Annotated in this window: 19 protein-coding genes; 9 read left to right on the forward strand and 10 right to left on the reverse strand. The window is 61.9% G+C overall.

Going from position 1 to position 23,428, the window contains the following annotated elements; all coding sequences use genetic code 11:
- Positions 1-52: 52 nt before the first annotated feature.
- The 4 genes from F0311_RS15885 to F0311_RS18195 all read right to left on the reverse strand — a co-directional run bounded on the left by F0311_RS15885 (position 53) and on the right by F0311_RS18195 (position 5,890).
- Positions 53-979 (reverse strand): tyrosine-type recombinase/integrase, encoded by a 927-nt coding sequence (locus F0311_RS15885; RefSeq protein ID WP_150462927.1) that lies wholly within the window; start codon positions 977-979, stop codon positions 53-55.
- Between the two features lie 57 nt (positions 980-1,036).
- A complete protein-coding gene (locus tag F0311_RS15890; protein ID WP_223881425.1) occupies positions 1,037-2,350 on the reverse strand; it encodes a DNA-processing protein DprA in 1,314 nt (437 codons plus the stop codon).
- Between the two features lie 5 nt (positions 2,351-2,355).
- A complete protein-coding gene (locus F0311_RS18190) occupies positions 2,356-2,988 on the reverse strand; it encodes an ATP-binding protein (protein WP_191089978.1) in 633 nt (210 codons plus the stop codon).
- A gap of 226 nt (positions 2,989-3,214) precedes the next feature.
- Complete coding sequence (locus tag F0311_RS18195; protein WP_191089979.1) at positions 3,215-5,890, reverse strand: NACHT domain-containing protein; 2,676 nt, start codon at positions 5,888-5,890, stop codon at positions 3,215-3,217.
- A gap of 1,278 nt (positions 5,891-7,168) precedes the next feature.
- Between F0311_RS18195 and F0311_RS15905 the strand changes: the two genes are divergently transcribed.
- Positions 7,169-7,579 carry a hypothetical protein gene (locus F0311_RS15905; RefSeq protein ID WP_150462930.1) on the forward strand — a complete coding sequence of 137 codons (411 nt, stop codon included), beginning with the start codon at positions 7,169-7,171 and terminating at the stop codon, positions 7,577-7,579.
- Positions 7,580-7,968: 389 nt separating this feature from the next.
- Here the strand turns inward: F0311_RS15905 and F0311_RS15910 are convergent, their stop codons facing one another.
- Positions 7,969-8,709 carry a hypothetical protein gene (locus tag F0311_RS15910; RefSeq protein ID WP_150462931.1) on the reverse strand — a complete coding sequence of 247 codons (741 nt, stop codon included), beginning with the start codon at positions 8,707-8,709 and terminating at the stop codon, positions 7,969-7,971.
- A 670-nt stretch (positions 8,710-9,379) separates the two neighbouring features.
- Here F0311_RS15910 and F0311_RS15915 point away from each other — a divergent pair.
- Complete coding sequence (locus F0311_RS15915; protein ID WP_150462932.1) at positions 9,380-9,697, forward strand: hypothetical protein; 318 nt, start codon at positions 9,380-9,382, stop codon at positions 9,695-9,697.
- 50 nt (positions 9,698-9,747) lie between these two features.
- Positions 9,748-10,800: an ImmA/IrrE family metallo-endopeptidase gene (locus F0311_RS15920; protein ID WP_191089980.1), complete on the forward strand. Its 1,053-nt coding sequence runs from the start codon at positions 9,748-9,750 to the stop codon at positions 10,798-10,800.
- Here the strand turns inward: F0311_RS15920 and F0311_RS15925 are convergent.
- Together F0311_RS15925 and F0311_RS15930 are read right to left on the reverse strand one after the other, a co-directional pair.
- Entirely contained in the window at positions 10,772-11,698 is a 927-nt protein-coding gene (locus F0311_RS15925; protein WP_150462934.1) for an alpha-glutamyl/putrescinyl thymine pyrophosphorylase clade 3 protein, read from the reverse strand. The genes F0311_RS15920 and F0311_RS15925 overlap by 29 nt on opposite strands.
- Complete coding sequence (locus tag F0311_RS15930; protein WP_191089981.1) at positions 11,695-12,657, reverse strand: thymidylate synthase; 963 nt, start codon at positions 12,655-12,657, stop codon at positions 11,695-11,697. The genes F0311_RS15925 and F0311_RS15930 overlap by 4 nt, the downstream gene beginning before the upstream one ends.
- A gap of 454 nt (positions 12,658-13,111) precedes the next feature.
- On the opposite strand from F0311_RS15930, the gene F0311_RS15935 reads away from it, so the two are divergent.
- From F0311_RS15935 to F0311_RS15950, 4 genes are all read left to right on the forward strand, one after another.
- A complete protein-coding gene (locus F0311_RS15935; RefSeq protein ID WP_150462936.1) occupies positions 13,112-13,621 on the forward strand; it encodes a DUF6998 domain-containing protein in 510 nt (169 codons plus the stop codon).
- Positions 13,622-13,800: 179 nt separating this feature from the next.
- Positions 13,801-14,166 (forward strand): SOS response-associated peptidase, encoded by a 366-nt coding sequence (locus F0311_RS15940; RefSeq protein ID WP_150462937.1) that lies wholly within the window; start codon positions 13,801-13,803, stop codon positions 14,164-14,166.
- 90 nt (positions 14,167-14,256) lie between these two features.
- A complete protein-coding gene (locus tag F0311_RS15945) occupies positions 14,257-14,559 on the forward strand; it encodes a DUF6504 family protein (protein WP_150462938.1) in 303 nt (100 codons plus the stop codon).
- An 11-nt stretch (positions 14,560-14,570) separates the two neighbouring features.
- Complete coding sequence (locus tag F0311_RS15950; RefSeq protein ID WP_150462939.1) at positions 14,571-17,936, forward strand: DNA polymerase III subunit alpha; 3,366 nt, start codon at positions 14,571-14,573, stop codon at positions 17,934-17,936.
- A 2-nt stretch (positions 17,937-17,938) separates the two neighbouring features.
- On the opposite strand, the gene F0311_RS15955 is transcribed toward F0311_RS15950, so the two are convergent.
- A complete protein-coding gene (locus F0311_RS15955; RefSeq protein ID WP_150462940.1) occupies positions 17,939-18,493 on the reverse strand; it encodes a hypothetical protein in 555 nt (184 codons plus the stop codon).
- A gap of 623 nt (positions 18,494-19,116) precedes the next feature.
- Here F0311_RS15955 and F0311_RS15960 point away from each other — a divergent pair.
- Positions 19,117-20,253 carry an SIR2 family protein gene (locus F0311_RS15960; protein ID WP_191089982.1) on the forward strand — a complete coding sequence of 379 codons (1,137 nt, stop codon included), beginning with the start codon at positions 19,117-19,119 and terminating at the stop codon, positions 20,251-20,253.
- 293 nt (positions 20,254-20,546) lie between these two features.
- On the opposite strand, the gene F0311_RS15965 is transcribed toward F0311_RS15960, so the two are convergent.
- A complete protein-coding gene (locus F0311_RS15965; RefSeq protein WP_150462942.1) occupies positions 20,547-21,404 on the reverse strand; it encodes a PD-(D/E)XK nuclease domain-containing protein in 858 nt (285 codons plus the stop codon).
- A gap of 355 nt (positions 21,405-21,759) precedes the next feature.
- On the opposite strand from F0311_RS15965, the gene F0311_RS15970 reads away from it, so the two are divergent.
- Complete coding sequence (locus tag F0311_RS15970) at positions 21,760-22,866, forward strand: hypothetical protein (RefSeq protein ID WP_150462943.1); 1,107 nt, start codon at positions 21,760-21,762, stop codon at positions 22,864-22,866.
- 174 nt (positions 22,867-23,040) lie between these two features.
- On the opposite strand, the gene F0311_RS15975 is transcribed toward F0311_RS15970, so the two are convergent.
- Complete coding sequence (locus F0311_RS15975) at positions 23,041-23,424, reverse strand: sulfate permease (RefSeq protein ID WP_150462944.1); 384 nt, start codon at positions 23,422-23,424, stop codon at positions 23,041-23,043.
- Between the last annotated feature and the right edge of the window lie 4 nt (positions 23,425-23,428).

Consider the following 23,428-nt stretch of genomic DNA (forward strand, 5'->3'; position numbering starts at 1 on the left):
GCTGCCGTGTCGGGGAGCCAGCAGGCCGCGTGGACCTGCCGCCGGGACAAGCTCAGGCTCTAGGGTGGGCTTGGGCATAAGCCTTAGCCAGGCGGTCTGCAGAGACATGGGTGTAGATCTGGGTGGTGGCCAGGGATGAGTGGCCCAGCAGCTCCTGGACGGCACGCAGGTCCGCCCCACCGTCGAGCAGGTGGGTGGCTGCGGTGTGCCGCAGCGCGTGCGGCCCGCGGGCGGATGTGGTGCCCAGCGCCTCCAGAGCGGTGTCCACCACTTTGCGGACCACCCGGACGTCAATGCGAGCACCGCGCTGCCCCAGAAAGAGCGCGACACCGCCCGACTCGCCCGAGAGCAACCCCCTGGCCTCATCGGTCCAGCGCTGCAATGCCTGCTGGGCCGGAATCCCGAAGGGCACCATGCGTTCTTTTCGGCCTTTGCCGAGAACCCGCAACAGCCGTCGCTCAGCGTCCGCTGAGTCCAGGTTGAGCCCGGCCAGTTCAGAGACTCGAATCCCGGTGGCGTAGAGCAGCTCGATGATCGCCTCGTCGCGCACGGCCACAGCCCAGCCGATCGGGTCTTCATCGCGGATCCGCTCATAGGCCTCGCGCATCTGTCGAGCAGCCTCGGTGAGTTCCCCCACATGACTAGCCTGCAGCACATCAGGCAAGTGGGAACCGCGTGAGGCTGACTTGAGCCTGACAGCGGGGTCCTCTTTGAGGTGACCGCGCTTATGCGCCCAGGCGGTCAACGCCCTGGCGGAGGCGGTCTTGCGGTTCAATGTGCTGCGGGACAGTCCGGAGGAATGCAGTTCGGCGAGCCAAGTGCGCAGATGCGCTAGCCGCAGATTCTTCAGCCCACGCGCATGCTCGCTCAGCTGAGCCAGGTCACTGGTGTATCCGCGCACGGTGTGCTCAGACAGCCGCCGCTCATCGCGCAGATGCGCAGCGAACTCCTCCACCAGCGGGTCGTTCAGCTCCTCCATAGCCCGAAGTCTAGGTCAGCATGACCGCACAATGGTGGAGCTTCGAACACCGGGGCGTTACAGGGACCTGCCCCATTGACCTTTATTGGACCTGACAAGGGCCTTTCTCTGGAGCTTGGTCAAGGTAGAGAGCACCTGCGAGATGGGCAGCCCGGCGACCTCAGCCAGCTTGCCTGGGGTGGTGAGCCGGCGCACTGGCAGGGCATCGTAGACCCGAAGCTCCAGATCGTTCAGCCTGTCTTCGGGATGCTGATCTCGAGTTTCGGGCTCCTGGTCAGCCAGCGGCAGGCTCAGCTGCTCTGCCAGTTCCGGTTTGGGCCCGTGGTGATGACTGAACTCGATAGCCTCACCCGTTTTTCCCGGAGCCGGCTCCACCATGAGCTGGACAGCGTCTGCTGCGTCGGTGACCAGCTGTGCCGGAGTCTCACGCAGCAGCCGGTGACAGCCTGCGGAACTGGCCGAGTACACGCTGCCGGGAACTGCGCCCACCGGCCTGCCGATGCCCAGCGCGTGATGGGCGGTGGACAGTGCCCCGGAGCGCCAACGGGCCTCCACCACCACAGTGGCCGCGGCCAGGGCCGCGATCAGCCGGTTGCGCTGAAGGAACCGCGACTTCATGGGCGCCGAGCCCGGTGCCGTCTCACTGAGCACCACGCCATGGGTGAGGACACTTCGCAGCAGGGACTCATTGCCGGCGGGGTAGAGCCGATCCACTCCCCCTGCGAGCACAGCAACGGTAGGGGCATCCCCTGGATCCTTCGCCGCAAGTGCTCCCCTATGAGCGGCAGCGTCGATCCCGTATGCCCCGCCTGAGATCACAGTGATGCCGTGTTCGGCGAGCTGACGGGCATTCTCCCAGGCGAAGCGTCCGCCGTAGTCGGTCATCTCCCTGGAGCCGACTATCGCTACGCTGCGCGGGATACCTGGCAGTCGCTGCGTCAGGTCAGCATAGGGATCTTCAGAGCCGGGTGCCATACGGAACCAGAGGCACAGCGGAGCCGCCGCACCGAGATCGTTCAACTGGGCAGGCCACATCGGATCCTCTGGGACGAGCACCCCGCCGCCGAGTCTGTGCAGCGAGCTGATCATCCGTCCCTGGTCGATCTGGCCCAGTCGGGTGCGCCAGCGCTGCAGCCCCTCGGCCAGCTGCCGCTGGGGTTTGGTCAGTCCGGCAGCCTCAGCCGCCGCACTCACCGCCTGCTGATCGGCGTCAGGAGGCGCAGCCTCGGAGGTGATGAGCCGATGCGCGGCAAGCGGTCCCAGCACCTGGACAGTCAGTGCTCCCAGCAGGTCGCCGGGTTCGATGAGCCTGCTGAGCTCGGCCCGCATCCGCCGCACTTCTGAGCAGGCCAAGTCAATACTGGCACCCACCGAAATCACCTCCTTGTCCCAGTGGACTGACGCAGCGCCATGGCGGCATCAATGTCCTCTGCCTCAGGGTGATCCTTGAGGCAGAGGTCGGAGATGGTCCAGGCGATCCGCAGCACTCGCACATATCCGCGCAGGGAAAGCTGGGCCCGGTCCAGGGCGGCATTCAGGGCGCGCAGGTCACCGGACGGAAGTCTCAGCTCCTTGCTGAGTACGCTCATAGGCGCTTCCGCATTCAGGCTCAGCCCGAAAGGTGCCAGCCGGTCAGCCTGGACGGCACGAGCCTGCGCCACCCGCTGGGCCACCTCTGCCGAGCTCTCACCGGGTTCGCCCAGAGCCAGGGCCGCTGATTGCGGCCGTTCGACCTGGACTTGGAGATCGATACGGTCCAACAGCGGTCCGGAGAGCCGCGCCAGATAGTTCCGCCGCTGTGCCACCGTGCAGGTGCAGTACGCCCCGGAGCCGGTGTTGAGGCCGCAAAGACAAGGGTTCGATGCCATCACCAGCTGGAACTTTGCCGGATAGGTCACCTGGCCCGCGGATCGGTGCAGGGTGATCCGGCCGGTCTCCAGGGGCTGGCGCAGCGAGTCAAGCACACTGCGCGGGAATTCTGGTGCCTCGTCGCCCAGTGGAAAGTACACCCCAAGTGGTTGCGACAATCCTAACCTGTCCACTTCGCTATGACCTTGGCGGTCCAAGCCGTCAGTACCCAGCATCCTGCCGTCATACCGGATACAAACCAGAACCCTTGCGGCGGAATGACGCGCAGACGAGCAGCTCGGCACCAACCGTGTGGACAGGCATGCCTGCGCCATTGTCCGTGCCTGTGTCACCTGTCGGCGTCCTCGCGATTCGAGGTACTCGCGATCAACGAAGCTGTGGGAATGTACCGGTGCCGAGGCCGACGCTCTCCAGATCATCCCAGAGCCAGTGTGCAGCCACGCTGGACGCCGGTCGAACGTTGGACATGTCATCAGCGCCTGTGCTGCTCCACCCGAGGCCGCCGATAGGCTCGCGGTTCTGATCGGCGAGCCAGGAACGAATTGTCTCGACAGTTGCAGAGTGGCGCTCCCACTCGTCTCCCCGCTCCCTCTTGGTTTGTGTGGCCACCGCCCGCCTCGATCTCGACCAGAGCGTGTCATTCCCAGACGGCGCAATTTGCGGCATCAATGCCATCGGTACCCGGATCACGGTCAAGCCCGGGATATTGCCGAGCCGGGAGTCGCTGTCGAACTGCATTTCCAGGATGACCCCGAATGGGGCAAGTGCTGAATTCGGCATGGACCATCCGAGCCTGGTGAACGTGCGGGTCATTGCCTCGTCGTAGGCTTCACACGCGCCCCCGTAGACTTCAAGCTCGAACTCGGTGAGCCGCTGAGGCGAGTACAAGTCCCAGACCCAGCCACCTGTGGGCTGCGGCATATCCCTCTCTGGAAGGCGCGACCCCAGCTTGTCGAGTCCGGTCGCGCCGATCCACGCAACCAGATCTTCCAGCTCCGCGCCTGAGTACGTACTAGCGCTACCGAAGGAGACTTGAGCGTCGCGGTTACTTTCGATCGCGTCGAAGGCTTCCCCCGCGCGCGTCGAAACCTCGTCCGCCGGAAGGTGGCCGTGGAATAGGGGTCCGCGGCCAAGGAGGCGCCGAGCGAGGTCGAAACGTCGCTCTTGAGACCAGACTCCGCCCGGTGCGCCGAGGAACGGGTCGTTAGACAGCTTCTTCAGCGTCGCCTTCGCGATCATCCTCTGCACCATGGTCCACGGCCACGCGTCACCCTCTGGTGCACCGCCGCTGATCCACGGCGCCCAGTCCGGCACTGCGGCCGGAAGCAACGGGTGTACACCTGGCGGAACCTCGGTCACGTAGTCGGTGGCGGGGCGAGACGTCGAAAATGCTACATCGATGCGATGGCCGGATACAGTGACACCTAAGCCGACCGGCCCCTGGACCACTGGAAAGGGTAGGACGCCGTCACCCATCTGGCCCAGAGCATCAGTCCAGGTGCGCAGGGCTCGGAGTAGGCGGGCTCCGCTCGTCTTGGCGTCGAGATCCTCGTGGCCCTCGGTGCGCCAGTCTCGGTGCCCGCTGAACGCCTGCTTGAGAATCCAAGAAGCCGCTCCTGGATTCCCCGCTACCCACGTCCCCACCAGGTCATCCAACGACTCTGTGCTTGGTGCGCTAAGAACCGCCACAGCCGCCGCCCACCGCCACCGGTTGAAACTGAAAGCGTCGGCGACGATCTCTTCTGGCGGGATGTCTCCGTCGAGAATCGACTGCGCTGCGAACCAGTGCTGGAAGATAGGCAGGGAGAACAGGACTGAACCATCGGGACCGTCGGCAATGAGCCGGCTTGAACGGGCGACCTGGCGGTGGTTGAACGACAGGCCATCCTTTCCCGCCCTGGTGAGTGCAATGGCGAGGTTGGCGAGGACAGACCGAGTCTCTCGTGATGTTACTGCCGATCGCTCCGTGCCCTTCTCGAGAGCGTTCTCGACCAACTCTCGAATCAGGTCTGCTTCTCCGCGGGGAGCCTCGTCCCGGCCAAGCATGGTTCCTGCCGCCAGGGCAAAGAAGGGCCTTGTCACCGTGGCTCGCATGTCCGCCGTCCAACTCCATGTGTCCCGTGACTTGCCGCCGGCAAGTTCGATGAGCTCAAGTGCCTCATCCTCAGTCAGGAGCGCCGCCGTTATCTCTTCTGTTGCAGTCGGGGACAAGATGCCTGGACGAGCCGTCAGCAAGATCCGGACATTGGGATACGTTCTGGCCAGCGTGCGGCTCGCCTCCAGCAAAGCCTGCGCCGTGGCCGGGTCGGTCTCGTCGAGGCCGTCGACCGCGATGGATGCGCCTCGTCCGTGGCGCCACACGGGCCCTAACTGCCGTTGGACCGCACCTTCGAGTGTCTGGCTGAGGAGGTCACGGGCGCTCAACCACACCGGGAACGGCTCGTTATCACCTTCGACGAGATTCCTGATTGCGGCCCGGTGCCAAGTCTCTGCGGTTTCAGACTTGCCAGCCCCGAAGTCGCCGAGCAGCGCTACAACGCTGCCGCACGGGACGTCCAGGATCTCAATCTGGTCGAAGTACGACACCAATGCGGCCTCGCCCACCTCAAACACCTGCAGGCGAACCGCCCGGCGAGCCTCAGACCGTTGCTGGAGAACAATTCCAAGGTCATCAGGGCTCAACGCCGCACCGGGTCCAACGATCTGCACGAGGAGGTCCCGCACATTGGCGCTGCGCTGCTGCGCCCAACGCTCACTCAGTTCGGCTCGGTCCCCATCGCCGAGCGCCGCGGCGATCGCCGGGTAAGTCAATTCCACCAGCCGCAAGGCTCGGGACAGATGATCATCGGCGGAAATCCAGTCCTTTGACGCGGCCGACAAGGCTTCGTCGAGCCGTTTCGCCAACGGTCCATGGATCTCTTCTACCGGCCTGGCGAGCTCCTCAGCTGTAACAGTCTTGAGCCAGTTTCGGTAGGTCCGCCATCGGCACGAGAAATCGACCTTTTTGCGGACTCGCAACGACACCGTCCATCGAAAGGTCACCCTGCGAGCCAGTGCACGTGCCGCTGGTGCCGCGAGGCCTCCAAGGAGGCGTCCCCCGCTAGCAGCGATGGCAGGACCTTCCAAGCCAGTCATAGCACCTCCTGGATCGTAGAGATCCAGTATCTCAGCCGGGTGTAATCTGATCCGTTCGGCGTGCCGTCGACACTCGATGTGCAGGGCCCCAGTATCGCCCAGCTTGCTCGCTTGGGAGCGAGGGATGTAGCCGCCGCCCCTGGCGCGGATGTTCTACGCACGGCGGTGTGGTCACTTGTCCCGCTACATCATTCTGGGCGGTTCGATGCCGGCAATGCGGCAGCGCGCTTCGCCTGAATTCAGCCGTGACGCGTAAGTGTAATTGTGATCTCATGCACCTCAGCACCCAAGGGAAAGTACACCCGGGTTGATTGAGTAGCCTCAGTTTCACAGCGCATCTAGCGACAGTGGGCGGAGCTGACTCAGATTAGACAGGCACAGCCCTTTTTCCGTCCTACACGAGCCGGCCCTTAGCCTGACGAGACTTCGACCGCCAGCACCGAGGATCTATGTGCCGAGCTGAGCTGGCGACTTCAACGGCGTATGCCTCCGGGGTGAGTTGAGCCTTCAACACCCCACCAATTCCCGGCAACTCTCGGCAAGTGTGCCAATGGGCAGCGAAGAAGAGCGTCAGCTCCGTGGGTGCCCAACCCAAGCCAGGTGCCTGTTTGCCACAAGTTCTCCTCGCCGTTGGCGCCCACGCAGGACGCCAACACGTGTACGTCCTTCAACAAGCTGAAGACCGTCGGATGCAGGCGTGAGGAGAGCGCGATCTAGGACGATCGGCCAACGCTTCCAAGTACCGTGAGTCTCCCAGGCAAGCCCCACGCCGCGATGCTGGCCTTGGTTGCGCACCGCGACCCAATGATCTGGGTTAGCAGCGAATTCCTCGATAATGTCCCCGTCAGATGGCCCGGTTGGCATGGCCATGAAAGCGTCAACCGGCAACGCTTCGACCTGCCATTCGACCTGTGACAGCTCGACGTTCTCGTAGTCCTGAAGGAAACGAACCTTGTCCGCGTGGTCATAGAGCCACTGCTCAAGCACGTCAGCTGGCCAACCGAGGCTGGCGACCAAGCTCTGTTGCCGGAATTCCTCGAATCCGAACCTGCTCTCGCGGCAGTGTTGAGCAAGGCCAGAGAAATCTCTAAGACGCATGCAGACATTCTCCTCGATTTTCCGGTGTCATCGGGATTCGCGACCCAAACCAGGGGGAGCTCCTGTACTGCTCGCTAGACTCGGTCCATGGCACAGATTGTTCGTCCAGTGCAGGGCAAACTTCAGGTGAGACTGCCCTATCGCCCTTCCGGGAAGAACTACGGCCTCTTGAAGGATATCTGTGGCGAACGGACTCGACCGGCATGGAACCGTGACCGTGGGTGCTTCGAGGTGGCACGCGAGCATCTCGTGAAGTTGATCGACCAACTTCCCGACGCGATCGGCCGGCCGATAGAGGTGGTCCTGCACGGCGCAACGCAGACCAAGTGCGTCTCAGCCTGTTGGGCCGCCAACCCGGAGACACGTTGGGAATGCGTGTGCTCGTGCGCTGGGTCCAAACACGGCACCGGTAACCCGCTACCCACGGAGATCTCAAGCGAATTGTCGGTCGAGACCGAGTACACAGCGGAAAAGTACCAGGTCCATCCGACCGACTAAATGTGATGTAGCGCTTAGATTCCCATCATCGGGGAACGGAAAGTACACACCCGCTGGTAGGCTCGAAACCGCACAAGCATGACGATCTGGACGCAACTACGTCTGCAGTCCCACGGCGTGCTTTATGCCCTACAGCCACCGAATTTATGGCTGTCAGATACGCCATGTGGTATTCCCCACAATTACACCTACATTTTATCTCCCCGATTTGGGCTCTGACCTGAGGCTTCACCAGAAGACGAACTCCACTTACCCCACAGGCTTTCGCACCCAAAACACCCGGCCACCCACCCGATGGCGTCCCACCCAGGCGCTATTTCTGAGTCGCACTGGCTTTCGTTCCGCTAGCAGCGACATAGCATCTCCTCCCGACTGGCAGCGTAGAGAATCTACTGTGAGCTCTTCGGGCTTTCAGAAAGCTCATTACTAGCAGATCCGCCAAAGATTGCACTCATACCGTCTCGAGGATGCGGTGGAGCTGGTATGTCCATGTAGTCCCATATCTCCTCGGGTGTCCGGTGGTCTTCCTTCATGTCTCTCATTCCGACGATGAGATGGTAAGAAAATATTAGCCGATCATATTTATTTTCATACTCAATCATATGAATCTTGTGACCAATAATTATAAGTATGCTCAAAAACAGTCTCTTGATACGCTCGGTAAGCGTGGATCCGTGTCGGTAGCCAACCTTGAAAGCCTCCGAGTCAATATTCTCCGGATTCTCTTCGAAGTGGCGGGCCATCCGCGCATCGATTGAAGAGCTGAAGTCTAAACTCTCGATAATCGACCGAAAATCCTCAGGAATCCTTGAATAGATCCGGTCAACAAACTCGTCTCCTACCGATGCATCTAGCTTGTGAGCGATATCATTTCGTCCTTTATTAATGGATCGAATTGCTGCGACGACCGAGGAGTCCAATAAACCTAGCCCTTCCACAACTTTCAGCTTTACAGAGAACTGCCCAAGCGTGTGAACGACCTGCGGTTTCTCAAGTGCCTCTTCAAGCAGCTTGTTGATGGCTTGCTCAAGAAGCAAGTGGTGGGTCAGCCAAAACGTCTCATGGACGCCTGATCGTCTCACAATGCGCTCATTCACGAACTCTAATGCTCTCTTCGCTTCATCATCCACATGCTAATTACACAGCACAAGACGCGTCTCAGACCAAACTTTGGGAAGTCTTGAGTCAGCGCCTGCCAGGGATCGCCTAGTGTCACCGCCCGAGGTCCGCGCTTCGGTACTTAATTGAGCTACTCAAACTGCCTGACACTCGTCGCATCAGATTGGCCTCCATCGTCGTTTCATGTGCGACCGGCTGTGAAATGTCGTAAATCATGATGAATATGTCCGGAAGCAGCGCCCAGAAAAAGGCCAAATTGCGAGGGACTTCATCTGGGGCTAGGCCTCGCTCCGACTATGCGCCTGCGATTCCACCACGTCGATCGATTCAATGCCGACTAGGAATTTCGGTTACCTTTGGTTTGAGGGCTTGTGTCGTCACATCGTCGCGATTAGGGAAACGCACAGGGTCCGACCGCCGCGGTCAGCGGAAGGAGTCCTCTCATCCCCAAGATTGTGCAGTAGAGCTGCGTGCAGTGTCGCTCGTAGATGGGGGCTCCATTGGTGCCGTGGTATATCCAAACAGCGGCGCGATCGCGCCAAAGTGGCAATGTGCGGAGCACTCTGTCAGCTTCCTCGGTCTGTCGCTCATCCCGTCGCGCAGCAATACACGCTAGGGTCGACTTACGTGGCCGTGTAGGCCTACGTGCGGTAGCGGGTTGGTCAAGGTGAGCGGGGTGGTATGGAGCTGAGCTTCCAGTCTCCTACCCTGCGTGCCTATTGGACCGACCCAATCCCGGGAGACTTGGACGCAGATGAAATCGAGGCAGGCAAGCAGGTCCTTGAGAACCTCGCAGCTGCATCCACTTTCGAGGAACTCTGCTTTCTCTACGAACTCGGTTACAAGGCCGGTGCGGTCACCTTTGATGATGGGGCGCGGGTAACCATTAGCTGCCTCGTCGAGGCCTCCCGTGTCCGCACTGAAAACGGCCGAGTTGATTTGTCGAGAGTCACCCGCGTCCAATTGGTCTCGATCAATAAGTTAGGTGGTGCCGCATGACGGACATTTCTTTCGAGCCGCGTTGGGTTTCCGCGCCTGGAGACACGATCTTGAACGCGCTACAACGGCGCCTGTGGTCGGTAGAGGACCTCGCCGATCAACTCGACATGCCCGACCCCGAGGTGCGCCGCATAGTCATCGGTGAGAGTGAAATCGGTGCCGACCTCGCCGACCAGCTCGCGGCGATCCTCGGCGGCTCCGCTGACTTCTGGCTTACCCGCGAGCAACGGTACCGCGAGGGGCTCCGGGCGCTCGGCCTGGATGAGATCTTCCAGCGTATGCCGATTGATCAGATGGTCACCTTCGGCTGGATCAGATCCCTGGGTCACGAGTGGCGCGACCGCGTAGCGGCCTGCTCAGCGTTTTTCGACGTAATCGATGCCGAAGACTGGAACGCCCGCTACGGCACCGCGGTCGAGCAGAAGACGAAGTATCGGGCCTCCGACGCTTTCAAGCCCGATGAGGCGGCCGTCTCCGCCTGGCTGCGCCAGGCGGAGATCCAAGCTGACGCTCTGCCCGTCGCGGGCTGGGATCCCGCGGCGGTGCACGCCGTGGTCCCGGCCTTGCGCGCCCTCAGCCGCCAGCCCGACCCGGAACAATTCATCCCCGAGCTGCAACGCCTCCTTGGATCCGCCGGCGTGGCAGCGGTCGTCGTGCGAGCTCCGAAAGGCTGCCCGATCAGCGGTGCCGCATTCCGCACCCGGTCTGGCAGGGCTACGGTCGTCCTTAGCGTGCGTCACCTGGCCGATGACCACTTCTGGTTCTCGCTATTCCACGAGCTTGGCCACCTACTCCTTCACGATGTGCAGGAGCCCGTTCTCGACGACCTTGACAGCCCTTCCGAAGACAGTTCCGAACAAGAGGCCAACGACTTCGCCTCCCGCACGCTCGCTAATGGCGTCGTCTCCGCTCTATCGACCACGCGGTCCACCGAACCAACGATGCGTGCCGTCGTGGCCGCCGCCTCCCAAGCCGGAATCGCCCCTGGTATCGTCGTTGGCCAACTCCAGCATGCCGGCATCATCGGACATCACCAATTCAACCGGCTCAAGCGCCGCTACCGCTGGGACGGTGTCACCCTGAGAACCTCTCGTAAACCGTAGGACTCTTCTGCCAATTGCAGACCGCATCCTCAAACACGTCGGGCGTAATTCCAGCCACTGTGCCAATGTCCAGCAGAGTACGCTGCATATCACGCGCGCTGCCAACGTTTGGGTCGCCGTTGATGAGTAGACAGGCCCCGTATAGCGGACCGCCGTTCGGCACCAGGTAGGAGTGCGGGGGACTCAACTCCAGTAGCCCGAGCCGCTGCAGCGTGGTGAGGTAGTCGAAGCGGCCCACCCGTCCAAATCGCCGTACCGTGCGCAGCTGCCGGAACAGAGCATCGAACCGTTCCTCAGGCGATAGCTTCGCTAGGCCAGCGAACCGCACCTCGTGGTCACCTCCGGCACTCAGCACCCACTCGACGTAGGACTGGACGACCGCACCGGTGCCGCCCTCCGACCAAGCGTCAAGGCTCTCATACTTACGGTGGTTACCAAATCTGCCGTTTCCGGCTCGAATCTCACCCTGATGCGCCTCGAGCCATAACCGAAAGGCGATCGGATCGCCGGCGGTCTCCTCCCATGTCCACCGCTGCCCGTCGCCGAGGCGCCCGTAGACTTCGCGAGCATACTGCCAGCCAGCGGTGCGATGGTGACCGAAGTGGACGAACAGGAACACCATCCACACTGCCTCGTCATAGTTTCCTGCGTCACGATGGATGAGCGCAGCCTTCAACGGATCAAAGGCTACATCCATTGGATCGGCGCGGGCTGGATCGAGGTCACGGGACTGGAGGTGCTGAAAGTAGCGCACGCGCTGCTCCGAATCGATGATCTGCTCGACCAGGGTCTCCCGCACCTCATCGGCGACAATCCCCGGCAGCGGACCATTAGCCGCCTCGTAAGCTGCCAGGCCCGCGCCAATCCTGGCAGCCGCGACCGCGTAGTTCGACCTCACAATGCTGCGCCCCCTGCATGAATTCGGTCGGTCACATAGATGCCATAGAACTGATTCGCCAGCGACGCCGCGATCGCAGGCAGCCGCTCAGGGCGCCGACGCAATCGGAACGCGGCGAGCACCTTGGCCAGATCACCCCAATAGCCGTCCGCCAGCCCCTCGGCTTCATACTCCTCCGCCGGAGTCAAACGAATTCTCTGCTCCGCGTCCAGTAGCACCTCTACTGCCGCCCACGGATCGCCGGCCGGCATCGGCGGCATGGCTGCTGTGCTCTGCGCAAACCAACCTTCATCGCGGTAGGCGTCGACTGCCGCTCGGTGCTCGTCGTACAGGTGAAGGCTGCCGACGAAGTGCGAGTAGGCGCCGAGCTTGGCGCCTACGCTGCGGGCCACGAGCTCCTGGAACATCGTGAACGCAAAGAGGTCGTGGGGCAGGCCGAGAAAGGCGTCGTTCGAACGCATGTGAACGATTAGCTCTAGTCGGCCCTCGCGCAGCAAGAACTGCAGCGTGCAAGTGCACGGCACGTCCTTGGCCCGGCTCAGGTCGTCAGCGTCGAACAGCTGTACCACCGCTTGGCGACTGTCCGGCCTCCGCTTCAGGATCTCGATCACGCGATTCAGCTGCCCGCTGCCACCTGAGCCGAACAGCCGGGGGCCGTAGGCGCCAAGCAACTGCCCGTCGATCGCCTCCCGCCGGTACTGCGGGACATAGTAAGCGACGTGAGCTACGTCATCGCTTCCGTGGAGATACCAACACAACTCGCCGAGCGCGCTCACGACAGTGGAGCGTCTGGCACTACGGCTGAGCCGCGCCAGAGGATCGGTCAACCGCAGCAACACAGCAGTCTCCTCCAGCGCCGGACCCCGCGTCGGGACAATTCGCTGACCGTCCGCGATCAGACGGTCAAACACCGAGTGAAGGAGGTCGTCGAACGTGTCGGCCTCGAGCGTCGTTGACACAGCGCCCCGCCTCCCTACTGCCGTTGTAGCTTTTACAGGACAATCTACCGTTCCCAGGGTGGGGTGCTCCTGTCGAAGCGCCGACGACCGTCAGAACAGCGTCGTCGAAGCTGGCCAACCCGATCGCTGCGATCCGTAAGCTCACCCGCTCCACGCGGCATAAGCATCACCGAACGGTGCCTGCGTATTGAACCACCGGGTCTGCTGAAGGTTTGGTTGACCGCGGGGTTTATGCTGCAGCTGATCCCGGGTGGCCCAGGACTGCCGGTTGAACACCTCCGACGTAACGTCAACTTAGTTGACTGTTCGTTGGTCTTTGCATGCCGGGCCTGAGGCCGCCGTAGCCGCGGTTCAACCCGGAGCAAATCTTCATCCGGGCGACGTGGAAGGTCGAGGAAGAAGTCAGCGACTAAGGTGCGCCGCCCCGCCAGCCAATTCCCATAGGCTAAAAAGTATGCTGCCGCAGAATGTCGACCTCACTGAGATGCCCGTACCCGATCTGCTCACCCTGGAACGGCTGATCGTCAGTGAGCTGCACCGTCGGAACCTGGTTCGCACACAGAACAAGCCATTAGGCGATATCGCAGAAGCAGTGGTGCATAAGGCGCGCGGCGGAACGCTGGAACCCAACTCCACGAAGTCGCACGACGTCACTACCCTTCAGAGCCAGCGGATCCAGGTCAAAGCAATGACACAGCGAAGGCGAGGGGCTTCAAGCAGATTCAGCCAGTTCCGGAGCTTGGAGTTCAACACTGCGGTCTTCCTGGTCTTCAGTGCAGACGACTTCAGCATCACGGAGGCCTATGAGACATCGGCCGATGTCGTTGAGCGAGAGGCTCGATACTCCGCGCACACCAACGCACGGCAACCGACACTGCGACAGGTTCGCACGCTGGGAGTGGACATCACCGAGGAGATGCAGACTGCCTACGAGGGCATCAAGGTCGGCGTCATCGAGTCCTGACTGAGCCGTCGTCAGCGACGAAGTAGACCTCTACGCCCAACTGGTCCAGAGGACGGGTGACACCTATGTAATGATCGATTTTTGCATCTCTACATCCTCGATCCCCCACTGGCCGGGGCCCCAGATCTGGCACCCTCAAATGTCGCAATTCGTTCCCGGAGCTGTGCGGGGATCTCGTCATGTTCACTGATGTCGCCGATCGACAGCGGGAACAGAACGCCGTTGCCGATGTCGATGTCGTCTTGACGAGCCTCCTGCACCTGCACGGCCGTAATCTAAGTGCGCCTTTGGGCTTCAGACCTCCACAGGGTGAGATGGTTAACGTCCACAACCGCGAGCCGCTCTACCTCTCCTCACAGCTCTACTCGGACTGGCTGGACCCCCACAGCAAGGGCAGTCAGGAGCTGATCGACGAGGTCATGGACTCCTCGGCATCCGTCGCAGCGGACCTGGCCTTCCGGCCCATCGGCCCGGGATGGCTGTCCTCGCACCCAGCATCGCGGCAGGGCAACGCATCGCTGCTCGATGAGGTCACCCCTAGCTGACCTCGAAGTTCCATCTAGCACTTGGCTATGTCCCCGGGTGGTCCTACACTCAAGTAATCGTAACTATGTTCGAATGCTTGGTGGTGGACGATGACTTCTAGTGCGTCAGTGGAGCACGATACTGCGACGGTGTGGACGACTGCTGCCGGCGCTCCTGAGCGGCTGGTCTGGGGTGGCCGGCGGTTCGTCGTAGTCACCAAACCCATCCCGTGGGTCGATCGGACCGCCTGGTGGGAGTCGTCCCCTCGGGTGCCTGTCGGTGGGGCTTCTCAGCTGCTGGAACAGGCGATGTGGCAGGTCCAGGCCAAAGCTCTGGATACCGGGGAACTCCTGATCGTCGACCTGGCAGTTACCGAGGGGCAGCACTGGCCGATCACTGCGGTCTTCGACTGAAGCAGGGTGTGATGGCTCAGTTCACCCACCTCCACGTCGCCAGTGCTTTCTCCGCCCACTACGGCACCGCACGTCCCGAGACGTTGGTGGCAGCCGCTGATGCTGCTGGCGCTTCGGCGGCGGCGATCACTGACCGCGACGGCATCTACGGAGCAGTGCGGCATATCCGCGCCTGCATCGAAGCCGGCGTGGATCCCATCGTCGGGGCCGACCTGCAGGTCAGACATGAGGACGAGCTCTCCGAGGTCACGGTGCTGGCCCACGGCCACAACCACGGTGCGGGGTGGGCATCCTTGGTGCGGCTGGTCTCAACCGCGCACTCCCCGCGACGTCGTGGGCAGCGGAAGCTCAACGGCACTGCTCACCGGTCGGCTTGGGTAGAGAAGAAGCACCTAGAGGGGTTCCTGATGGGCGAGGAGTCGCCTACTGCCACTGTGCTGCTGGGTCCGCGCTCCGATGTGGGCCAGGCCGTGCTGTCCGGGGAGCGCATACGGGCACGTGGTCTGTTGGAGGAATGGAAGAAGCTCTTACCCGGTGGCGTGGCGGTGGAGATCGTCTGTCACCAGACCCGACCTGGCAGTGCGGGGAGTCTGAAGCACGCTGCCGACATGCTGCAGCTCGCCTCGGTCACTGAGACTCCGGCGGTGCTGACCAACGCCGTGCGGTACCTGAGCCCTGATGATGCCCTCACCGGGGACGTCCTCGATTCCGCAGCGACCCTGCTGCCCTTGGGGAAGTTCCAGCCCCAGCCCAACGGGCAGGCATGGCTGAAGCCCCCGGAGGTGATGCACCGGCTGGCCTACGAGGTCACCGAGTACGCCGGTCTGCGCCGGGACAGCGCGGTGGATCTGCTGAGCACCACCGAGCAGGTAGCGGAACGGTGCCTGTTGGACCCGGAGTCCGATGTGCAGTGGCGCAAGCCGAAGGTCCCGGAGCTTGAGGTCATCGGCGTGGAGGATGACCCGACCCGAGTCCTCTCACAGCGATGCGAGGTCGCCCTCGGTGAACGCTACCCCGACGTGAATGGGCAGGGTTTGGCTGCTCTGCGTGACCGTCTGCAGATGGAGCTGGGCACGATCACCTGCTTCGGGTTCCAGACCTACTTCCTGGCAGTGGCCGATGTGGTGTCCCTGATCCGAGGCATGGACGTGAGGGTCCAGGCCCGGGGCTCCGGGGCCGGGAGCCTGGTGAACTACCTGCTCAGGGTCTCCAATGTGGACCCGGTGGAGCACGACCTGCTCTTCGAACGGTTCCTGGGCAATAAACGCTCCACGCTGCCGGATATCGACATCGACACCGAGTCAGCCCGCCGACACGACGTCTACCGGAAGATCTTCGACCACTACGGCCACCACCGGGTGACCCTGCTGTCGATGCAGAACGCCTATCGGGCCCGCGGTGCCGCCCGCGACGCCGGCCTCGCCCTCGGGCTGGAAGAGTCCCAGATCGACCAGATCGCTGAGAACATCTGGCGGTTCAACGCTCGCGACTTCCGTGAAGTCCTCTCTGAGAAGCCCGAGCTGCGCGACCTGGCTGAGCTCGTGCACACCGAACCGCGGCTGGACACTCTGGTGGATCTCACCGAGCGCCTGGACCGACTCCCCCGGCATATCTCCATGCACCCCTGCGGGGTCATCCTCGGCGACAGCGACCTGCTCTCGATCACCCCGACCCAGCCGAGCGGGATCGGGCTGCCGATGAGCCAGTTCGACAAGGACGACATCGACGACATGGGCCTGCTCAAGCTCGACGTCCTCGGAGTGAGGATGCAGTCGACCATGGCCTACGCGGTGAACGAGATCATCCGCATCAACGGCCCCAGCGCCGCCGTCGAGGGCGGACTGCCGGTGGACGCTCCCTATGTCTCAGCGGAGGGGAAGATCGACCTCGATGAGATCCCCAAGAACGACGAGCCCACCTTCGCAGCGATCAGGACGACTCATACCTTGGGCATGTTCCAGATCGAATCCCCGGGCCAGCGGGAACTGCTGGGCAAGCTGCAGCCTGACCGGTACTCGGACCTCATCGCGGATATCTCGCTCTTCCGGCCCGGGCCGATGAAGGGCAACATGGTCACCCCGTTCGTGGAGCGCAAGCACGGGTATCAGCGCATGGACTACCTGCATCCCCGGTTCGCACCGTTCCTGCAGGACGCCTACGGGGTGGTGATCTATCACGAGCACGTGCTGCGCATCCTCCACGAGACCATGGGCGTCTCCCTGGCTGAGGCCGACGAGATCCGCCGGTCCATGGAACGCGACGTCGAATCCATCGAGGCGGGATTCCGGGCACGCACCGCTGCGCGCACCGACCACCAAGGCAGACGCCTGTTCAGCGATCGGCAGATCGAGAAGATCTGGCAGACGCTGAAGGGCTTCGGCAGCTTCGGGTTCTGCAAGGCGCACGGTGCGGCCTTCGCTCTGCCCACCTACCAGTCCTCCTGGCTCAAGACCCACTACCCGGTGGAGTTCCTGGCCGGGATCTTCGAGCACGACCCGGGCATGTACCCCCGGCGGCTGCTGATGGCCGAGGCCCGAAGGATGGGGATCACCCTGCTGCCCCTGGACGTCAACGCCTCCACGGACGTATACCACGTCGAGCGGCTTAATGGCGGAAAGAAAGGCATCCGGCTCTCGCTGCGCGACGTCAAGGGCATCACCGGAGCCGAGCTGCGGCGCATCGTCGAGGGCCGGCCGTTTGAGTCGATCACCGACTTCTACCACCGGGCACGGCCCTCCCGGCCGCTGATGCGCAACCTCGCCGCCCTCGGAGCGCTGGACAGCCTCACGACCGATGAAGAGAACTCGACCAAGCGCGGAGGCATCATCGCCCATGTCCGCCAGCTCACCGCAGCTTCCAGGCGAGATCCGGCCGAGGAGGTCCCAGGGCAGCTCTCGCTGTTCGACGACCGGGCTCTCATCGACCCAGCAGCACCCGAACCGACACCGCAGGAACGCGTTGGAGCCTCCCTGGATCTCCTCGCTGCCGAGACCGAGGGGCACGTGATGGATCTGTACCGGCTGATGCTCGATGACCTCGGAGTCACTGCCGCGGAGGACCTGCTCACCGTGCGCAACAACTCAGAGGTGCTGGTGGCCGGCATCCGCGTGGCCACTCAGACTCCACCCATGCGCTCGGGCAAGCGTGTCGTGTTCATCAGTCTCGACGACGGCACCGGCTGCTCTGATGCGACGTTCTTCACGGACGCTCAGGAGCAGGCCGGTCCTCTGCTGTTCGGCACCAAGCTCATGATCATCAAGGGCCGCACTCGGCGCACAGGTGATCGAGGTATCTCCATCCAGGCTGAGGATGCCTGGGACCTGAAGCAGATGTGGACTGAGTGGAGTTCTCAGCGGGCCTCTGGCGTGAGAGCTTGAGCTCAGGTAGTCCTCGTTTGTCTCCCATCGGCCTGCCAGTAGACCCTGCGGTCCTTGCCCTCTGTGAAGCCTAGACGCTTGTAGCCTGCCAGCAGCCGGTCGTTCTGCGCCGCGGCCACGACCACGGTGCCAGCAGGTGCTGAGTCCCGCAGACGCAGCGCCAGCGGCAAAGCGCTGAGCCGAGTCCCCGGCCGCTGGGCGAGCCCTGCGATCTGCCACCGGTCCCCCTCCGGTGTCTCAGACCCGGTGGGCATCACCATGGATCCACGTCCTATCCCCGCCAGACCGATACCCAGCAGGCCCATTCCTACCGCCCACAGAATCGATGCGTAGATCGGGCCGAATCTCACCATCACCCAGAAGTACAGAACCAGCGCAGGGAGGAAAAGTACCACGAGGATGGCCATGTCCCTGACGAGCCGGTAGGGACCGAAGATCACCATCCCGTTACCGTCGGCGCTCTCATACACCTGTCGGCGGATCGCGTAAGGAAGCAGAATCATCATAGCGACCGGCACCGAAAAGTAGGCCATGATCCGGTTGGGTGCGAATGCCAATGACAACAGCCATGACAGAGCCGGGAGACGCGCCGGGGAGGCTGGAGAAGGCCTGGAACTCATCGAGACCACCATAATTCGAGCTGCGCTCATTGCAGTGGTTTCGAGACGCTCAACCACCACGCATCAAAGTAAGACCAGGCCGGAGACTCGGTTTGACCTGGAGTTTTGACGGAAACGTTCGTTAGTGAGTGCTAGTGAGTATCTTCGCGGGGCGTCGGCGATAGTACGAAACTTCGCACTCACCCTGGGCACCGCCGAGATCGCAAACTCATCAACCGGCGATCTCATTGCGGTCATGGGTCGATGACGTCGCCGGGTGTAGTTGTCATCTCTCGCACCTCAGCCCCAAATGGAACGTACACCCCGAGCCGCTACGACCATCCTAGCTGCTCAATTCGCCGTGATCTTGATGGTCCTACCAATGGGAGACACGCATCTCGCCGTCCGCTGACTCACCGGATAAGAACCAGGACATTCGCGGTTAAAACACCCAACTACGACGGTGACCAATTGTCGGAGTCTGCATCTTGAGTGGCATTGGGTTGCTCTTCGCCCATAAGTCGTTGATACCTGGGTAGCGTCGCTACGATCAAAGCATGGGTGGGACTCACGAACCAGGCATGACCGATGATCCGAGCGCTTCCCCTGGACCGAAAGCGTCCAATAGACCGACAAATCGAATTTTCTTGCTCGGTGCCGGATTCTCCAAACCTGCGCGCCTTCCATTGGCGGACGAGTTGCTCGACCAGGTCCTAACCGTTGCGCGATCGCACTGGTCTATCAATGGATCCAGCCACCTGGAGCGCGATCTCGATCACTATGAACAGTATCTGGCCGACACTGAACCGGGCCGCCCATTCGATCTTGAAGAATTCAGCGCGTGGCTTGACTGGGAGCACATGCTTCCACTGCGCGGCTCGGACACTTTCTCTGACGAAGGTAACCAGTCAACACTGCAACTCCGGTGGGCCATCGGTCACGTCTTGCACCAGGCGACACCGAAGGTGCTCCCGGAGGTCTACCTTGAGTTCGCCCGCCGACTAACGACCACTGACATAGTGCTGACGTTGAACTACGACCTGGTGATGGAACGAGCGCTCACCGAAGTCGGCTTGCCTTACCGCCGATTCCCGAAGCGCTACTCCGAGGTGGGTAACCGAAGCGCGATCGTTGACTACCAGCATCCCCCGGAGCTTCTACTGTCCAAACTTCACGGGTCCCTGGACTGGGTGACGAAGCCACTGCACCCCAAAACGAACATTGCGGTTGACACCTTGGTGGAGGGCCCGAGATCAAGCAACGACCCGCTTCTTGCCCTCGGCGTCATTTCTGCCTTAGATCTCGACGCCCACTACGCCGATGACAACGGGTGGTGGCGAAGTCCACCTGTGCTGATGGCACCCTCAACCGCCAAGCCGCTAGCTCGGTCATCACTCGTGCCGCTCTGGGAGGGCATTCTTCCATGGGCATCCACGCGCGGTAGTTTCGCTGTAATCGGATGCTCCCTTCCGGTCGGAGACCCCTACGTCCGCCGAGTCGCCCACCACATCGCAACGGAGATAGGCGCAAGCATTGACCAGGGCAACGAGTTGCCGTGGCCGCAGACCACGATGAAAGTGGTCGATTACCAAACTGGCCGTCTAGGCATTCACCAGATTCGGGAGCGCTACCGCTTCATGCCGACTCACCACACAGATTTCATTTTGGACGGGTTCAGCTTGGACACATTGGACCAAGTCGTTCCGCCTCTGCACTAACCCAGGCACCGAGGCTTCTTGGTCCCCATCTCATCCCGAACGTGCTTTGCAACTTAGTGGCGTGGATATACAACTGTCTCTGCCGTGGCACCCCTCGGGCTAACGGCAGCAGACGATGGGCTAGGAGCTGCAGACTACTAATCAGTTCGAGCACGAATCCCATCGCCAAAACCCGTGAGACGAGATGTCACGGCCTGGTTCTGACAGCGACGAGCACTGTCTCAGCGAAGGAAAGCACGGTTAGTGACGGGTATGCCGAAACCGGCGGGTCACCCTGGCGTAAAGATGCTCCTTTATGAAACGACTACGCAGACGAAGGAGAGGCCGGACTCGGTCCGCGAAGTGAGGTCGCCTTCCAGGCCGCGCGGGTTTTCTATCCTCTGGTCAGGGTCGTAAACAAGCGCAACGATGGCACTGCACTCTGGATGCTTCGGATAGCGGCCGGCATCCACCAGAAGTTCCTCACCAAGCTTACTTGCCGTCAGATTGGCTCTGGTCATCTTAGTTTCGACCACCACACCGACCTCCGGCATAACGAAGTCGACCCTTGAGTTAGAGCCCGCGCGAGAGGGCACGTAGTCCTCTGGTCTCACATCGTCAAAGAGGGCTCGCAGTAATGCCTCGACCACAACTTGTAAATCATGCTCGTCCGCAATCGCCTCTCCTACCCGCCACTGCTCGCGACGTCGCTGGAGGACTTGCATGAAAGTCGGTAGTCGGCGCAGTACCTCCGCGAGCTCGTCCGCCACGGTTTCAGCCGATGATTTCGTAGGGGCGGCCTCCAGTAAAATACTTCGTTGCTTCTCCAAACGCCCGCGGACGCTCTTGAATGGGTACTGCCAGCGTCCCATTGGAAAACTACCATCGTAAGCCTTGAGTACGGACTCTTGTCGCGGATCATCAAGAAACTTGGAAACGCCTGGACTGAAAACATTGCCATCGCGTTGATCATCGAATCGATTCACTGCATCGCCCACAAGCAGGCGCCTGGCTCGAGCGTGCCAGTCACGGTAATCGCGTCGCACTTGACCCACCTCTTGCATGGTGGGAGCTGGTTCGTCCTGCAGCATCGACATCGCCTGTTCGAGAGCTTCGGACTCAACAACTAGACTCTCGAATTCACTGGGTCGCGGCGCGGGGATGCTACTCATAAAGACCATAATAGAGAGTGCCACCGACATGCAGTGAGCGGTGTCGAGCACCGAACTTGCAGGAGAGAAACACTCACTGGGATGAACCAAACTTGCTTCCTACCTTCAGCAAGCGTTCACCCAACCTGTCCTGCTTGATCGAGGTCAGTTCCAGATGGGAAAAGGTCGAGGTGAATGAGTCTTCCTTGACCTGTGGCGCAACTGATGGCCGCTGATCTAGCGCGAGGGTGACCAGTAACTCTGGATCGAGATGCGGTCGCGGAGGGATAATCAGGATGTGGGCGCTTTGTTGAATGCTAGGCAGCGGGCGGTTCTGGAGTGGATCGCTGCTGGATGTCGCGCGGGCGAGGAGCCCGTGGAGCGGCACCGGCAGACAGCGGCCTCTTTGGCGAACCGCGGGCTCATCCTGCTGGACCGCGGCTACGACCGGCCATGGCGGGCCAGGCTGACCCCTCTAGGGCGATATTGGCTGGAGCATCGCCACTATCCGCCACAGGGAACGGTGCTCGAACCTCTCATCGAGACCGAGCCCGAAGCGGACCCGGCAGACGGTGGGCTCTCTGATGGCGAGTTCATGAACCGGCGGCGCGTGCTGAAGTCGGACTGGGCTGCTCATGGGTTCGCATTGAGCTGGCTGGAGGTGACCGATCAGTGGACGCTTCACGCGGTGTACCAGCCGAGCAGGAACGAGCTATCCGACACCGAGGCACTCGATGACTACCGAACCTGGGAGCAGGAGGACCCGGACAAGGTCGCCGAGTCGGCACTCGTCTGGGTACGGTACGAGGCCGCCAGAGAGCACGCCCAGGAGGTTGCAGCGCAGGAGGCGGCTCGCCGCGAGCCCGGCATCAAGCCACCGCATCGCAAGCAAAAGGACCGGAATCTCTCTGCACGAGCGTTGGCCCGTCCCGAGCCCGATATCGGAAAGCTCGCCCATCTCGTGACTCAGATGGCTGCACAGATGGCACGAGAGAGCGCCGAGGACCCTGACGCCACAGCCGAGGAAAGGGAACGTGCCCGCGGCTCAGCCGCTCTCCTGGGCAGCCTTGAGTTCCACTCGGTGCCGGAGACTCTCCGCCCCCGCCGCAAGCGCAAACCCCGTCCCGTCATGCCCGACCCGCCGCGCAGCGTCCCCGCCGAGATCGATGCCAAGCTCAAGGAGGCCTGGTCCTGTCACCGAGCGGGAACGCATCTGGCCGCCGTGCTCGTCACTCGATCGACTGTGACCGATATCCTCACCGACGCCGGTGAGTCCGCAAGGTCCGATGACCTGATTACGCCGCTGATACGACTCGCCGAGCAAAAGCGGCTGGGCGGTGGGGTCGCCGAGTCGGCCGCCGCTCTGCGATGCTTGGCGATCGTGCCCGCACATCCCCCGGTCACCGAAGACGAGTCCGCGGTGCTGTTGAACACCGTGGTGCGGATCGTTGCTGACCTATATCCGGGAGGACCACCAGGCTGAGCATCACGAACCATGTTCCGCATGACGCTAGTCGCCTTTGAGGACTCATGTGATCCCGACCTCCGGCAGTCAAGGAACCGCTGCAGCAATCGTTCCGAGAATCGAAGCGAGTCCGGGTTCACCTGCTACTCATTCGCGTCAAAAGAGCAGAGCCCGCGGAGTTCGCCACCACGATCAGTGGACCAATGCACCATCGACAGAGATCCGAGCTCCATCATTGACCTCGCCGCGCTGCTGGTCGCGACGTTGACGTTGCTCCCACTCTCGTAGCCGGACTCGGGCGAGTAGGACCAGACTGACGGGTCCCATGATGGTGAACTTCATCGCGTTGTAGATGAACAGCAGCACCAGCAGGTTCAACGACCCTGGTCCACCATCTTCGATGAGGCCACGGCACATAGTCGCGGCGAACAGATATGGGATCGCCAGCAGCATTGCTGGGATACCCCATTTGAGTCCTCGGCGCGTGCGGATGAGGTCGAGGAGGATGTTGGTCGGCATATAGCGACGTAGGAAGTAGCGGGTGTGGACGCTCGCGGCCCAGATCAGTCGGATCATCGTG

It is taken from the genome of Nesterenkonia ebinurensis (assembly GCF_008711175.1).
Classification (GTDB): Bacteria; Actinomycetota; Actinomycetes; order Actinomycetales; family Micrococcaceae; genus Nesterenkonia; species Nesterenkonia ebinurensis.